The following is a 13,592-nucleotide window of genomic DNA, read 5'->3' on the forward strand; positions in this document are numbered from 1 at the left end:
TTATCGTTTCAGGATGGTGACTAAAAATAACAAATCAGTCACCGGTTGACCCTATGTGTCGCAAAAGTTGTTGGGGTACACTCCGGCCTAACGAAAACACCCTTCCACGAATCACCTGTTTAGATTTTGCGAGGTTTGCCATGGCTGACTACAAAGCGCCGCTGCGCGATATGCGCTTCGTCCTCAATGAAGTGTTCGAAGTCGCCAAACTCTGGGCCGAGTTGCCGGCGCTGGCCGAGACTGTCGACGCCGAGACCGTTGAAGCGATTCTCGAAGAGGCCGGCAAGGTCACCAGCAAAAGCATCGCGCCACTGAGCCGTGCCGCTGACGAAGAAGGTTGCCATTGGGCGGACGGTGCCGTCACCACGCCGGCCGGTTTCCCACAGGCTTATCAGACTTACGCTGAAGGCGGTTGGGTTGGCGTTGGTGGCGATCCGGCCTACGGCGGCATGGGCATGCCCAAAGCCGTGTCGGCCCAGGTTGAAGAAATGGTCAACTCCGCCAGCCTGTCCTTTGGTCTGTATCCGATGCTGACCGCCGGCGCTTGCCTGTCGATCAACGCTCACGCCAGCGAAGAGCTGAAAGCCGCCTACCTGCCGAATATGTACGCCGGCATCTGGGCCGGGTCCATGTGCCTGACCGAGCCGCACGCCGGCACCGATCTGGGCATCATCCGCACCAAGGCCGAGCCTCAGGCCGATGGTTCCTACAAGGTCAGCGGCACCAAGATCTTCATCACTGGCGGCGAACACGACCTCACTGAAAATATCATTCACCTGGTGCTGGCCAAGTTGCCGGATGCTCCAGCAGGCCCGAAAGGCATTTCGCTGTTCCTCGTGCCGAAATTCATGGTCAATGCCGATGGCAGCCTGGGCGCGCGCAACCCGGCGAACTGCGGTTCGATCGAACACAAGATGGGCATCCAGGCGTCCGCGACCTGCGTGATGAACTTCGACGAAGCCGTGGGTTATCTGGTCGGCGAGCCGAACAAGGGTTTGGCGGCGATGTTCACCATGATGAACTACGAGCGTCTGGGCGTCGGTATCCAGGGCCTGGCCACTGGCGAGCGCTCCTACCAGAACGCCGTCGAATACGCCCGCGACCGTCTGCAAAGCCGTTCGCCCACTGGCGCACAGAACAAAGACAAAGTCGCCGACCCGATCATCGTTCACCCGGACGTGCGTCGCATGCTGCTGACCATGAAAGCCTCGAACGAAGGTGGCCGTGCGTTTTCGACCTACGTGGCGATGCAACTCGACACGGCCAAGTTCAGCGAAGACGCGGCGACTCGCAAGCGTGCCGAAGATCTGGTTGCACTGCTGACGCCGGTGGCCAAGGCCTTCCTGACCGATCTGGGTCTGGAAACCACGGTGCATGGCCAGCAGATTTTTGGCGGCCACGGCTACATTCGCGAGTGGGGCCAGGAGCAACTGGTACGTGATGTGCGCATCACCCAGATCTACGAAGGCACCAACGGCATCCAGGCGCTGGACCTGGTCGGTCGCAAGATCGTCGGCAGCGGCGGCGCGTTCTACAAGCTGTTCGCTGACGAGATCCGCCACTTCACCGCGACGGCCAGTGCCGATCTGGGCGAATTCACCAAGCCGCTGAATGATGCCGTCGATACCCTCGACGAACTGACTTCATGGCTGCTGGATCGGGCGAAAAACAACCCGAACGAAATCGGCGCGGCCTCGGTCGAATATCTGCAAGCGTTCGGCTACGTTTCCTACGCGTATATGTGGGCACTGATGGCCAAAGCTGCGTTGGGCAAAGAAGCGCAGGACGATTTCTATGCCAGCAAGCTGGGTACTGCACGTTTCTACTTCGCCCGTCTGCTGCCACGCATTCACTCGTTGAGCGCGTCGGTGAAGGCCGGCAGCGAGTCGTTGTTCCTGTTGGATGCAGCGCAATTCTGACGATGTAACGTCGTGTAAGCATTCTCTTACATGACGTGCTGCTGTTCTCCCATATGCGCGGATTGGATCCAGAGCTAATCTACATTTCATGGACGTCGCGCAGGAAGCGCAAAGCAACAACACGGACACGTAGGATTCTGCCAGGGTGGCGGAGTGAAATGGATGTCAGGGAAACAGTCTGCAAAGCCCCGCTTCGGCGGGGTTTTCTTTTGCCTGCAGAAAAGTAGTCAGGCCAGGGGATCGAGTGGCGGCTTCGCTTCACGCTCCATCACTTCCTCCAGCAACGTGCGCAACAGCGCCAAAGATGCTTGCTGGCGCTGCACATCACGACAGACCAGGCCAACCTTCAGCGGTACCCGCGGTTCGCTCAGCGGTTTCCACAGCAGATCCTGATCGTCGTACTCCTTCTGTGAACGCCCCGGCAACACCGTCGCCAGTTTGGTGTGCGGCAGACTGTCGAGAATCCCCACCATATTGTTCAACTCGGCCTGTACTTGCGGGCGTCGCCCGAGGGCTGTCAGTTGCGCCTGCCAGATCTGGCGAATTTGAAACTCTTCGCCCAACAGCAACATGGGCAGCTCGGCCGCCTGGCGCATCGAGACTTTCTTGAATTCCCGCAGCGGATGATCCGCCGGAATGACCAGCGTCAACTCATCCTCGTACAACATCACGCCATGCAGCCCGGGCTGACGTGGCGGTAAGTAACTGATGCCGATGTCCAATGAGCCGTTGAGCAATCGTCGTTCAATCTCCAGACCGGTCAGTTCATAGATCTGCACCACCAGATGCGGTTGTGCCTTGCGCACCCGCTCGAGCATTTGCGGCACCAGACTGGTGTGTACGGTTTGCAATACGCCGATTGCCAGCGTGCGCAGCGCCTGGCCCTTGAAGTTGCCCAACGCCTCGCGTGCGCGCTGCAAACCGTCGAGCAGTGGCAGCGCGTGGTTGTACAGCGTGTGCGCGGCAAGCGTTGGCAGCAGACGTTTACTGCTGCGTTCGAACAGGGTGACGTCGAGGTTCTGTTCGAGCTGACGGATTTGCTGGGAAAGCGCGGGTTGCGAGATCGACAGGCGTTCGGCGGCTCTGCCGACATGCCCTTCTTCGTAGACCGCGACGAAATAACGCAGTTGTTTGAAATCCATAAGTAATGCTTATCGAAAATGCTGGGAAATCGAAATGGCCCGAGGCCGTCAGGGAGCCTAGTCTAACCGCATTCACAAGGCTTACAGGGCCGGAAAGCGCGATGATCAGCGTCAGCTTCAAGAGTGTTTACATAGGCAGTTCAAAAAACCTCAAGCGAGGTTTTTTCCAATGAATCTGTTCAGTTTGCGGCGTTCAGCGCCGAGTCTTGATGACCTGGCGTTGGAAGCCAGTCAACCCGCTGTCGGCGACAGCCTGAATGCCGAGCGCCTGATGCCAAGTGTTGAACGGCCACAACAGGTCTTCGTTCGCGGCCAAGGTTCCTGGCTGTGGGACAGCAACGACCGCGCTTACCTCGATTTCTCCCAGGCCGGCGGCGCCAACAGCCTTGGACATAGCCCTTCGGCGCTGGTCAAAGCCATCGCCAGCCAGGCCCAGGCGCTGATCAACCCCGGTTTCAATCTGCACAATCGTGGCATGCTCAGCCTTGCCGAGCGGCTGTGCGCCAGCACGTCCAGTGATCAGGCTTACCTGCTAAACAGCGGCAGCGAGGCATGCGAAGCCGCGATCAAGCTGGCGCGCAAATGGGGCCAACTGCATCGCGGTGGCGCCTCGCGGATTATCGTGGCGAAGCAGGGGTGTCATGGCCGCAGTCTGGCGACGATTTCCGCCTCGGACAGTTGCAATCTGCACAACCGTTTCGCGCCGCTGCTGCCGGGCTTCGATCTGGTGCCGTTCAACGATCTGCCGGCGCTGCACGCGGCGGTCGATGCGCAGACCGTGGCGATCATGCTTGAGCCGATCCAGAGCGACGCCGGTGTCATTCCAGCGACCGGGCATTACCTTAAGGGCGTTGAACGTCTGTGCCGTGAGCTGGGCATTCTGCTGATTCTCGACGAAGTGCAGACCGGTATCGGTCGCTGTGGCACCTTGCTCGCCGAACAATCCTACGGCGTGCGCGCCGATATCGTTGTGCTCGGCAAAGGCCTTGGCGGCGGCGTGCCGTTGGCGGCGCTGCTGGCGCGCGGCAAGGCATGCTGTTTCGACGCGGGCGAACTCGGCGGCACGCATCACGGCAACGCGCTGATGACAGCGGCCGGCCTGGTCGTCCTCGACAGCGTGCAAGACCGCAGTTTTCTCGAACAGGTCAAAGAAAACGGTCAGCATCTGCACGAAGGTCTAGCCCGACTGGCCCACCGTTACGGCCACGGCGAACTGCGCGGTCAAGGCCTGTTCCATGGGCTGACCCTGTCAGACGATTCCGCCGAAGCCGTCATCCACGCCGCATTGCACGAAGGCCTGCTGCTCAACGCCCCGCAAGCCAACTGCCTACGCTTCACCCCGGCCCTGACCGTCAGCAAAACCAACATCGACGAAATGCTCCTGCGCCTCGGCCGTGCCTTCTCGCGAGTGCGCACCGCACAACTGCAATGCCGCAAAGGGATTGCCGTCTGAGCCGAACCGTCCTGCCCGAATTGAAGAACCGTCTCGCGGTATAACGCACGCCCCACGCCTGATTCTTTTGGCGTGGGGCGTTTTTTTTGTGGCCGGGTTTTGCAATCAACGATTAGCGCTTGAGAGATTGCGGTATCGGTGTTTTTTAGATGCGCCGGCAGGGAGTGTTGGCGCGAGCAAGCAGAGTGTCGTAAAGCTTTTTGTAATCCATACCACCAGGTGGTATGTTTTTTGGAAGGGATTCCGATGTCATTCAGATTATTCAAGACCAAAGGTTTTGCCGTGCAAGCCAGTAAGGCATGGATCACGGATAAAGAGCTTCAAGAGGCATTTATCGAAATGCTTCATGGTCAAGCCGACAATCTTGGCGGAGGCGTCTGGAAAAAGCGTCTGAACGCTAACCGTCATCGTTCGATCATTCTGGCAAAAGGTGGGCATTACTGGATCTATCAGGTGCTGTTCGCCAAGAAGGATCGGAGCAATATCAGCACTGCTGAGTTGAAAGATTTACGAGTCCTGGCGAAGGCATACGCGGAGCTGAACGAGGCACAGATTCAGAGTTTGTTGGCAATGAAGGCGTTCGTGGAGATATCTCATGAGTAAAAAATTCAAAAGTGAAGTGTTTGAGTCGATTCACGAATCGGCCGACGCGCTGTTTGCAATCGGCGCCATCAGCAAGGCGACGATGCGCGAGTTTGATGAGTCGTGCATTGCAGCGGTTCCTGATGCGATTGCGGCGGAGCAGATCAAAGCTTTGCGTGAGCTCAACAATGTCAGCCAACCCGTATTCGCCCGATATTTGAACACCAGTGCATCGACAGTCAAACAATGGGAGTCGGGAGACAAACATCCCAGTGGAATGGCGTTGAAGTTGCTGAGCATTGTGCAGAAGCACGGACTGCAGATACTCGCTTGAGCCACGATTGGTTACTGGCGCTGTGATTGCACTGAACCCTGACGAACGGCGCTGGTCGATTAGCTTGTATGGCTCAAGTGAGCCAACCCCCATTCAGGAGCTGACCCATGGACTTCATTCGAATCATCATTGCCATTCTGTTGCCGCCACTGGGTGTGTTTCTGCAAGTCGGGTTTGGCGGGGCGTTCTGGTTGAACATTCTGCTGACGTTGTGCGGGTACATTCCGGGGATCGTGCATGCGGTGTACATCATCGCCAAGCGCTGAGTTCTGCGGCGCCGGATAGATCGCTATCGCTGGCAAGTCAGCTCCCACAGTGGTGTCGGTCGTACACGGATTATGTGTACACCAATAAGCCTGTGGGAGCTGGCTTGCCGGCGATTGGGGCGACACGGACCTGAGAGGTGGAAGCGGATTTTCAATCCCCCAAACCCATCACCCGCCGATAGAACTTCCACTCCTGCTCCAACGCATGCGCCTGATTCACTGCCCGGCGGAAGCCGTGGCGTTCGTCGGCGTAATAATGCGCCTCGACCGGGATGTTGTTCTGTTCCAGTGCCGTGACCATGTCCCGCGTCTGTTGCGGCACAACAACAGCGTCCAGCTCACCCTGAAAGAAAATCACCGGTACGCGAATGTTGCTCGCGTGCAGCAGGGGTGTGCGGGCGGCGTAGCGTTCGGCGTCCTGCTCGGGGTCGCCGATCAGCCAGTCCAGATAATCGCCTTCGAACTTGTGTGTCGCACGGGCAAGTGCGACTGGGTCACTGACCCCGTACAGACTGGCGCCGGCGCGAAATACCTGATGGAACGCCAAGGCGCACAGCGTCGTATAACCGCCGGCGCTGCCGCCACGGATGAACGCATTATCGCCGTCGATCATGTCGCGTTCGGCCAGATACGCCACCACCGCGCAAGCATCCTCGACGTCCACCTCACCCCAACTCAGGTGCAGGGCCTGCCGATATTCCCGGCCATAACCACTGCTGCCGCGATAGTTGAGGTCGGCGACGGCGAAGCCGCGTTGCGTCCAGTACTGAATGCGCGGGTCGAGTATCGGGTAGCACGCCGATGTCGGGCCGCCGTGGATGAACACCACCAGCGGCGGTTTGATTTCATCGTTCATGGCTGGATAGAAGAACCCATGCGCTTCACCCGAACCGCTTGGGTAACGCAAGGTTTGCGGACGGCTGATGCGCTCGGCGGGCAGGGGCGCCACGCCACCGGCCAGCACCTTCACTGCGTGGGTCGTTCGATCAATCGCGATCACCGCCGAAGGGCTGATCGGCGAGGCGGCGATGCAGTAGATGTTCTGATCATCCAGCGCCAGATGACGGAAGCGACTGTAGTCACCGGTGAAATCTTCGTCGCCGAACGTCAGGCGAGCAAAACCCCCTTCGCTCCAACTGGCTAAAAACGAATCCTCAACAGGGAGCCAGGTGCAGCCGCCCAGTTGCCACGGTGCGGGTGCATGGTCCGCCTGCGCAGCCTGCAATGGTTGTAAACCGTCGGAAGTCTCCAACCATGGCTGCCAGAATCCGCCGCGATCGGTCAAGCAATAGAGGCGACCTTCGGCATCGAATCGCGGTTGCTGAATGGACTCTTCAGACCCGGCACCGGCAATGCAGCGCGGCGAACTGAATGCACCGTCAGGCAAACGCAGCGCCACCATCAACCGAGTCGACGTCCACGGCTGATGCGGCCGACTCCACTCGATCCAGGCCAGACGCTGGCCGTCCGCACTGATGATCGGCGCCGCATAAAAATCCGCGCCCTCAGCCAACAAATGCCGCGTCCCGTCGGCCAGATCAATCGCTACGAGTCGATGCTGATCATGCTGCTCTTCCACCGCCAGCACTTGGCTGAAAGCAAAGTGCAGATCGCCATAACGACACTCACCCGAGGTCAGTGCCTGAGGCATTCCGGCCAAATCCTGGCGATACAGCTGTTGATCCGCCTCAGCGACGAAAACCACCCCGTCAGGCGTCAGACAAAACGCGCCACCGCCATATTCGTACACCCGACTACGCACGCTGAAACCGTTTGGTGTCAGACATTTCGCCACACCATCGCGCCAATGCCAGATCCGGCAGGCGCCGTCTTCCGGACGGTATTCATTCCAGAACAGCCCATTGGCACCGAACTGCAGTTCGGCGAAATCCATCCCGGCGGCGACGGCTTGCGAGGCGCTGAAAGGTTCAGCCCTTGGCGATGAGGCGCGAGTTTCGTTCATTGCGGAAGGCCAGTTGTTCAATGGTTTGAGTGGCGGTCTCAGCTTCTTCGCGGGCCTTGAGGATCACGCCGTGATGTTCGGACTTGCTGCACACCGGGTCGGCATTGCTTGCATCACCGGTGAGCATGAAGGCCTGGCAGCGGCAGCCGCCGAAGTCTTTTTCTTTCTCGTCACACGAACGGCACGGCTCGGGCATCCAGTCGTAACCGCGAAAGCGGTTGAAGCCGAACGAGTCGTACCAGATGTGCTGCATGCTGTGATCGCGCACGTTGGGAAATTGTACCGGCAGCTGTCGGGCGCCATGACAGGGCAGGGCGGTGCCGTCCGGGGTAACGGTAAGAAAAATACTGCCCCAGCCGTTCATGCAGGCTTTCGGGCGTTCTTCGTAGTAATCCGGCGTGACGAAAATCAGCTTGCACGGATGCCCTTCGGCTTCCAGTTTCGCCCGGTACTCGTTGGTAATGCGTTCGGCGCGCACCAGTTGTTTCTTGGTCGGCAACAGGCCGACACGATTGAGCTGCGCCCAACCGTAAAACTGGCAGGTGGCGAGTTCGACGAAGTCGGCCTCAAGCGCGATGCACAGTTCGATGATGCGGTCGATCTTGTCGATGTTGTGCCGATGGGTGACGAAGTTCAGCACCATCGGATAGCCGTGGGCCTTCACCGCACGGGCCATCTCCAGCTTCTGCGCGAAGGCTTTTTTCGAGCCGGCGAGCAGGTTGTTCACTTGCTCGTCGCTGGCCTGGAAACTGATCTGGATGTGATCGAGGCCAGCCTTTTTGAAGTCGCTGATTTTCTGCTCTGTCAGGCCGATGCCGGAAGTGATCAGATTGGTGTAGAAGCCCAACTGCCGCGCTTCATGAATCAGCTCGGCGAGGTCCTGACGCACCAGTGGCTCACCGCCGGAAAAGCCCAGCTGCGCCGCGCCCATCTCCCGCGCCTCGCGGAATACCTTGATCCACTGCTCGGTGCTCAGCTCTTTGCCTTGCTCGGCGAAATCCAGTGGATTGGAGCAGTATGGGCATTGCAGCGGACAGCGGTAGGTCAGCTCGGCGAGCAGCCACAGCGGCAGGCCGATTTCCGGTTTGGCCGGGACTTGCACCGATGACTCAGGCAAGTTCGATCCAGTGCTGTGCACGGGCAACCTCCATGAATTGCTCGATGTCTTCACCGAGCTCGGGCACGCCGGGGAACTGCTCGTCGAGTTTGGCGATGATCGCCGCGACATCCCGTTCACCGTCGATCAACCCGCCGATCAGCGCGGCGCTTTCATTGAGCTTGATCATGCCTTCCGGGTACAGGAGCACATGGCCTTTCTGCGCCGGCTCGTACTGGAAACGGTAGCCGGGACGCCAGGTCGGGGTCTTGCTGCGGTCGAAACTCATAAGGCGATTCCTTTATGCCAGACCCGTTGATCGGTGACGCTGTGATACGGCGGGCGGTTCAATTCGTAGGCCATGCTCATGGCATCGAGCATGCTCCAAAGAATGTCCAGTTTGAACTGGAGAATTTCCAGCATGCGCTCCTGGCCTTCGCGGGTCTTGTAATGCTCAAGCGTGATCGCCAGACCATGCTCGACATCACGCCGCGCCTGCCCGAGGCGGGTACGGAAATACTCGTACCCGGCCGGGTCGATCCATGGGTAATGCTGCGGCCAACTGTCGAGTCGCGATTGGTGGATTTGCGGCGCGAACAGTTCGGTCAATGAGCTGCTGGCAGCTTCCTGCCAACTGGCGCGGCGGGCGAAGTTGACGTAGGCATCGACGGCGAAACGCACGCCGGGCAGCACCAGTTCCTGGGAGCGCAGCTGATCCGGATCGAGACCGACGGCCTGGCCGAGACGCAGCCACGCTTCGATACCGCCGTCTTCACCGGGGGCGCCGTCGTGGTCGAGCAAGCGCTGAATCCACTCGCGACGGATCTCGCGATCCGGGCAGTTGGCGAGGATCGCCGCGTCTTTCAGGGGGATGTTCACCTGATAGTAGAAGCGGTTGGCGACCCAGCCCTGAATCTGCTCGCGGCTGGCGCGACCTTCGTACATCGCCACGTGATACGGGTGGTAGATGTGGTAATAGGCGCCTTTGGCGCGCAGGGCCGCTTCGAATTCGGCGGGGGACATTGCTTGGTCGGTCATTGCGGTTCTCCGGGGAACAACCCTAGAAATCTCTGGTGTCTGTGCCGTCCTTATCGCGAGCAGGCTCACTCCTACAGGTGATCGCATTCCAATGTAGGAGTGAGCCTGCTCGCGATAGACCGCGCAGCGGTCTCAAATGCTTACAGCACAATACTCATGCCGTCATATGCCACTTCAACATCACGTCGGGCCAGCTCTGCACGCTCCGGCGAATCCTCATCGAGAATCGGGTTGGTGTTGTTGATGTGGATAAGCACCTTGCGCTGCTCGGGAAGCTGTTCCAGCACTTCGAGCATGCCGCCGGGGCCGTTCTGCGCCAGATGGCCCATCTCGCGACCGGTACGGGTGCCAACGCCACGGCGCTGCATCTCATCGTCATCCCACATCGTGCCGTCGACCAGCAGGCAATCACTGCTCGCCATGATTTCCAGTAGCGGCGCGTCGACCTTGCCCAGACCCGGTGCGTAGAACAGCTTGCCACCGGTCTTCAGGTCTTCGACGATCAGGCCGATGTTGTCGCCCGGATGCGGGTCGAAACGGTGCGGGGAGTAGGGCGGCGCAGCGCTGCGCAGCGGCAGCGGCGTGAAACGCAGGTTCGGGCACGCCGCCACGGTGAAACTCTGGTCGAGTTCGATGCGGTTCCAGTCCAACCCGCCGTTCCAGTGGGTGAGCATCTTGAACAGCGGGAAACCGGTGCTGAGATCTTCGTGAACCATGTCCGTGCACCAGACCTGATGCGGGCAGCCTTCGCGCAGGCTGAGCAGGCCGGTGGTGTGGTCGATCTGGCTGTCCATCAGAATGATCGCGCTGATACCGGTGTCGCGCAGGGCTCGGCCCGGTTGCATCGGGGCGAAGCTTTGCAGTTGCGCGCGGATGTCCGGCGAGGCGTTGCACAGCACCCAGTTCACGCCGTCATCGGAAATCGCGATGGACGATTGGGTGCGGGCCTTGGCATTCAGGCTGCCGTCGCGAAAACCTGCGCAATTGACGCAGTTGCAATTCCACTGCGGAAAACCGCCGCCGGCGGCCGAACCCAGAATCTGGACGAACATGAACGCTCCAATCTTTCAACGCTGAAAATAAAACGCCTCGGCGAGCCGAGGCGTTGCACTGCAATTCTGACGAGGCAGAACTCAGCGGCTGGCGAAGTACATGGTGACTTCGAAGCCGATACGCAGGTCGGTGTAAGCCGGTTTTGTCCAAGACATAAGGTGACTCCTTCAGGTGGGTGAGATAGCGCTATCCATAGGTATAGTCCACGGCAGCGCAAAGATGTTCCAAATAGTTAGGCTGCTATGTTACTCAAAATTTCACCGGTATTGCCCGTGAATCTTTGAGAAAGCTCCTTGCAGCCTGAGTAATGATCATTCTGCCGCTTGCCACGATGAATCCGGCATCACGTCACTGGCGAGGCAGCGCCAGCCGCCTTCCGCGTTGTTCAGGCGATGTGCGGCGGCCAGCACGGCCGGGCGATCCAGTTGATCGATAGCGGTGCCCAATTGCGTCAGGTAATCCGACGAGTGGCCAGCAAGTTTTGCCTGCCAGAGCAGTTCGGCGGCGTCTTTGCCAGACAGATTGCTTTCGTCGAATTGCTCCGCGAGTGACTGGCGTAGCTGGTTGAAACTGCGGTCATCGAGGTTTTCGATCAGCGCAGGAACGCTGTCGAGGAACTCCCGGATATGACCGAGTAACTGAACCGGTGCAATGTTCGGCGACTGCACACCAAACATCAGGCCGCTTTGGCCGTGAATCTGCCGCAGGGCGCTGAATACTGCATAACCCAACTGCAATTCGACCCGCAGCCGCTGATAGAAAGGTGTCTGGCATAGCTGTGCGAGCAAGCGCCACGCCGCTTCGTCGGCAATTTCGCGGCTGGCTGTCGGACAGAACAACAGCAGGGCGTGTTCGCTGGAGCCGGTATCGATGTAGCTCCACAGGTGTTGAGCATTGATCGCAGGTGTGGCCGGCAGTTGATTGTCCGGTGTCCCTGGGATGCGGCTCAGGGCCAGCCCCATCGCCGATTGAGTCTGTGCGCCGAGACCCAGTGCAAGTCCGTCCCAGCGCGAAGTTGTCCACAGGTGGTTGGCGTCGTCCGCCTCGGCGGCGGTTGGCAGGCAACGTTCCGGCAAAGCCTTGAGCAATTGGCGGATAGGCATCAACGGCGCTTCTGGCGCTGCGCTCGCGGAATCGGCATCAACCTGCGTCAGATCTTTCAGCGCATGCTCCAGGACGTCGGGCATCGGCTCTTGCAGGCCGGTCAGTTTCAGCAGCCATTGAGTGCCGGTGGCACTGAGCGACAACTCGACCCCGGCCTGACGCGCGTCTTCCTGGGTTTCCCGCAGGCAACGTTGAAGCTTGCCTTGCAGATCGGCACTGGCTGCGGCTTGCAGTTGCCAGCGCAGATAAATCGCGCCTTGATCTCCGGTGTCCGGCAGCGCCTGGCTGAACTGCATCGGTGAGCGCTCGCGACGGCCGCGCGAACGATCCTGGGCAAACGTGCGCAAGCCACGGTGGGCGCTGGTCTGGCCGCGAATCAAACCGGCGTTGGCCAGCGGTTCGCTGGAACGCAGGAAAGGGTTGCCTGCAGGCAGGTGCCAGTGGTTGCTGAAGTTATCCACAACGCCTATTTCGCGCAGTACCTGCTGAAGTGCGACGACAGCGTTTTCGGACAATTCGCTGGCAAGTTGTTCACTGTCGAGGCGCGCCAGTTGCAGTGCTGTGCTGATTTGTTGTTGACGCTCAAGCAAATTGGCGTATTCCTCCCGCAACGCTGCCCAGTCCTGCTGCTTGGCGAAGAAGCTCAGCCAGTCCAGCAGTTGTTCGCGAATGGCGCTTATAGCTTCGCGGGGGGCAGTGAATTGCAGGTGCAGCAATGCCTGTCCGGCAAAGTGGTAAAGCGGAGCGGCTTGCAGATTGTCCGCGAGGTTTTGTTGCTGCAGATGTGCGAGCAAGCCGCCAGGTTTGGCGTTGTTCAACCAATGGCAAAGAAACCCCAAGGCTTCAGCAGACGAGACTGGCAACGAGTCGAAGGCAAACAGCAGATGGCAACGCCGTTCGCCGGCCTGTTGATAACTTTTCACCCCTAGCGGCAATGTCTCGGCCTGGGCAACTTTATCCCCAGCCGGCAGCTTTGCTGCGAACTGCTGCGCCAATGCGCGCAATTGCTCAATGCCCTGCGGGCCAGTCAGGCTCAGGGTCATTTGCCCGCTGCGATAAAACTGCTGATGGAAGTTTTGCAGCGCCTGCTGAAACGCCGGCTGCTCGACTTGCAGTGTGTCGCGGTTCCCGGCATGAAAGCCGCGTAACGGATGGTTTTCCGGCAAACCCTCGTACAGTGCAAACGCCTGCTGCGCCACAGGATCCTGCGACCAAGCGACAAATTCCGCCTGCAACACTTCCCTTTCCCGCAATTGATCGTCCGGATTCATACGCGGATGGGCGAGCATGTCTGACAGACGCTCCAGCCCGCCGCTGAACGAGTGTGTCGGGAGATAAAAGAAAAAGTCGGTGGTGCGCTCTCGAGTGCTGGCATTGACCTGCCCGCCATGCCCTTGCACGTAGGCCATCAGCCCTTCACTTGCAGGAAAACGTTCGGTGCCGAGAAACAACAGATGTTCAAGAAAATGCGCCAGCCCCGGCCAGGCCAGCGGCACGTCGTGGCTACCGGCAGCCACGCGCAACGCGGCGGCGCTGCGCTTCAGGCCGGGCACGTGACGCAGGGTCACGCGCAAGCCATTGGCCAGGGTTTCTGTGTGGGGGCGGGGGTGAGTCGGCGCAGGCATGGGCACTTCCAGAACAG

General features: G+C 59.5%; 13 protein-coding genes. 5 read left to right on the forward strand and 8 right to left on the reverse strand.

Translation table 11 applies throughout. The features are described 5' to 3' along the window. Positions 1–140: 140 nt before the first annotated feature. Entirely contained in the window at positions 141–1,919 is a 1,779-nt protein-coding gene (locus JFT86_RS09500; protein WP_201236554.1) for an acyl-CoA dehydrogenase C-terminal domain-containing protein, read from the forward strand. A 227-nt stretch (positions 1,920–2,146) separates the two neighbouring features. Here the strand turns inward: JFT86_RS09500 and JFT86_RS09505 are convergent, their stop codons facing one another. Further along, complete coding sequence (locus tag JFT86_RS09505; protein ID WP_201236555.1) at positions 2,147–3,061, reverse strand: LysR family transcriptional regulator; 915 nt, start codon at positions 3,059–3,061, stop codon at positions 2,147–2,149. 169 nt (positions 3,062–3,230) lie between these two features. Between JFT86_RS09505 and JFT86_RS09510 the strand changes: the two genes are divergently transcribed. The 4 genes from JFT86_RS09510 (at position 3,231) to JFT86_RS09525 (ending at position 5,696) form a co-directional block, all read left to right on the forward strand. Continuing rightward, positions 3,231–4,514 (forward strand): aminotransferase class III-fold pyridoxal phosphate-dependent enzyme, encoded by a 1,284-nt coding sequence (locus JFT86_RS09510; RefSeq protein WP_201236556.1) that lies wholly within the window; start codon positions 3,231–3,233, stop codon positions 4,512–4,514. Positions 4,515–4,760: 246 nt separating this feature from the next. Next, a complete protein-coding gene (locus JFT86_RS09515) occupies positions 4,761–5,117 on the forward strand; it encodes a type II toxin-antitoxin system RelE/ParE family toxin (RefSeq protein WP_201231504.1) in 357 nt (118 codons plus the stop codon). Next, complete coding sequence (locus tag JFT86_RS09520) at positions 5,110–5,430, forward strand: DNA-binding transcriptional regulator (protein ID WP_201231503.1); 321 nt, start codon at positions 5,110–5,112, stop codon at positions 5,428–5,430. The genes JFT86_RS09515 and JFT86_RS09520 overlap by 8 nt, the downstream gene beginning before the upstream one ends. A 107-nt stretch (positions 5,431–5,537) precedes the next feature. Continuing rightward, positions 5,538–5,696, forward strand: coding sequence for a YqaE/Pmp3 family membrane protein (locus tag JFT86_RS09525; RefSeq protein ID WP_003228885.1), 159 nt, complete (start codon positions 5,538–5,540; stop codon positions 5,694–5,696). Between the two features lie 151 nt (positions 5,697–5,847). Here the strand turns inward: JFT86_RS09525 and JFT86_RS09530 are convergent, their stop codons facing one another. The 7 genes from JFT86_RS09530 to pqqF form a co-directional block, all read right to left on the reverse strand. Then, positions 5,848–7,659 (reverse strand): S9 family peptidase, encoded by a 1,812-nt coding sequence (locus JFT86_RS09530; RefSeq protein WP_201236557.1) that lies wholly within the window; start codon positions 7,657–7,659, stop codon positions 5,848–5,850. After that, entirely contained in the window at positions 7,625–8,797 is a 1,173-nt protein-coding gene (pqqE, locus tag JFT86_RS09535; RefSeq protein ID WP_201236558.1) for a pyrroloquinoline quinone biosynthesis protein PqqE, read from the reverse strand. The genes JFT86_RS09530 and pqqE overlap by 35 nt, the downstream gene beginning before the upstream one ends. Then, on the reverse strand, positions 8,769–9,044 hold the full coding sequence (gene pqqD / locus JFT86_RS09540; RefSeq protein ID WP_201236559.1) for a pyrroloquinoline quinone biosynthesis peptide chaperone PqqD: 276 nt from the start codon (positions 9,042–9,044) through the stop codon (positions 8,769–8,771). Before pqqD ends, pqqE begins: the two co-directional genes overlap by 29 nt. Then, complete coding sequence (gene pqqC, locus JFT86_RS09545; protein ID WP_201236560.1) at positions 9,041–9,793, reverse strand: pyrroloquinoline-quinone synthase PqqC; 753 nt, start codon at positions 9,791–9,793, stop codon at positions 9,041–9,043. Before pqqC ends, pqqD begins: the two co-directional genes overlap by 4 nt. A gap of 140 nt (positions 9,794–9,933) precedes the next feature. Beyond that, on the reverse strand, positions 9,934–10,845 hold the full coding sequence (pqqB, locus tag JFT86_RS09550; RefSeq protein ID WP_158832494.1) for a pyrroloquinoline quinone biosynthesis protein PqqB: 912 nt from the start codon (positions 10,843–10,845) through the stop codon (positions 9,934–9,936). 81 nt (positions 10,846–10,926) lie between these two features. Beyond that, positions 10,927–11,001: a pyrroloquinoline quinone precursor peptide PqqA gene (pqqA, locus tag JFT86_RS09555; protein WP_003422658.1), complete on the reverse strand. Its 75-nt coding sequence runs from the start codon at positions 10,999–11,001 to the stop codon at positions 10,927–10,929. 156 nt (positions 11,002–11,157) lie between these two features. Next, a complete protein-coding gene (pqqF, locus tag JFT86_RS09560) occupies positions 11,158–13,575 on the reverse strand; it encodes a pyrroloquinoline quinone biosynthesis protein PqqF (protein ID WP_201236561.1) in 2,418 nt (805 codons plus the stop codon). Positions 13,576–13,592: the final 17 nt, after the last annotated feature.

This window comes from Pseudomonas sp. TH06 (assembly GCF_016651305.1).
GTDB lineage: Bacteria > Pseudomonadota > Gammaproteobacteria > Pseudomonadales > Pseudomonadaceae > Aquipseudomonas.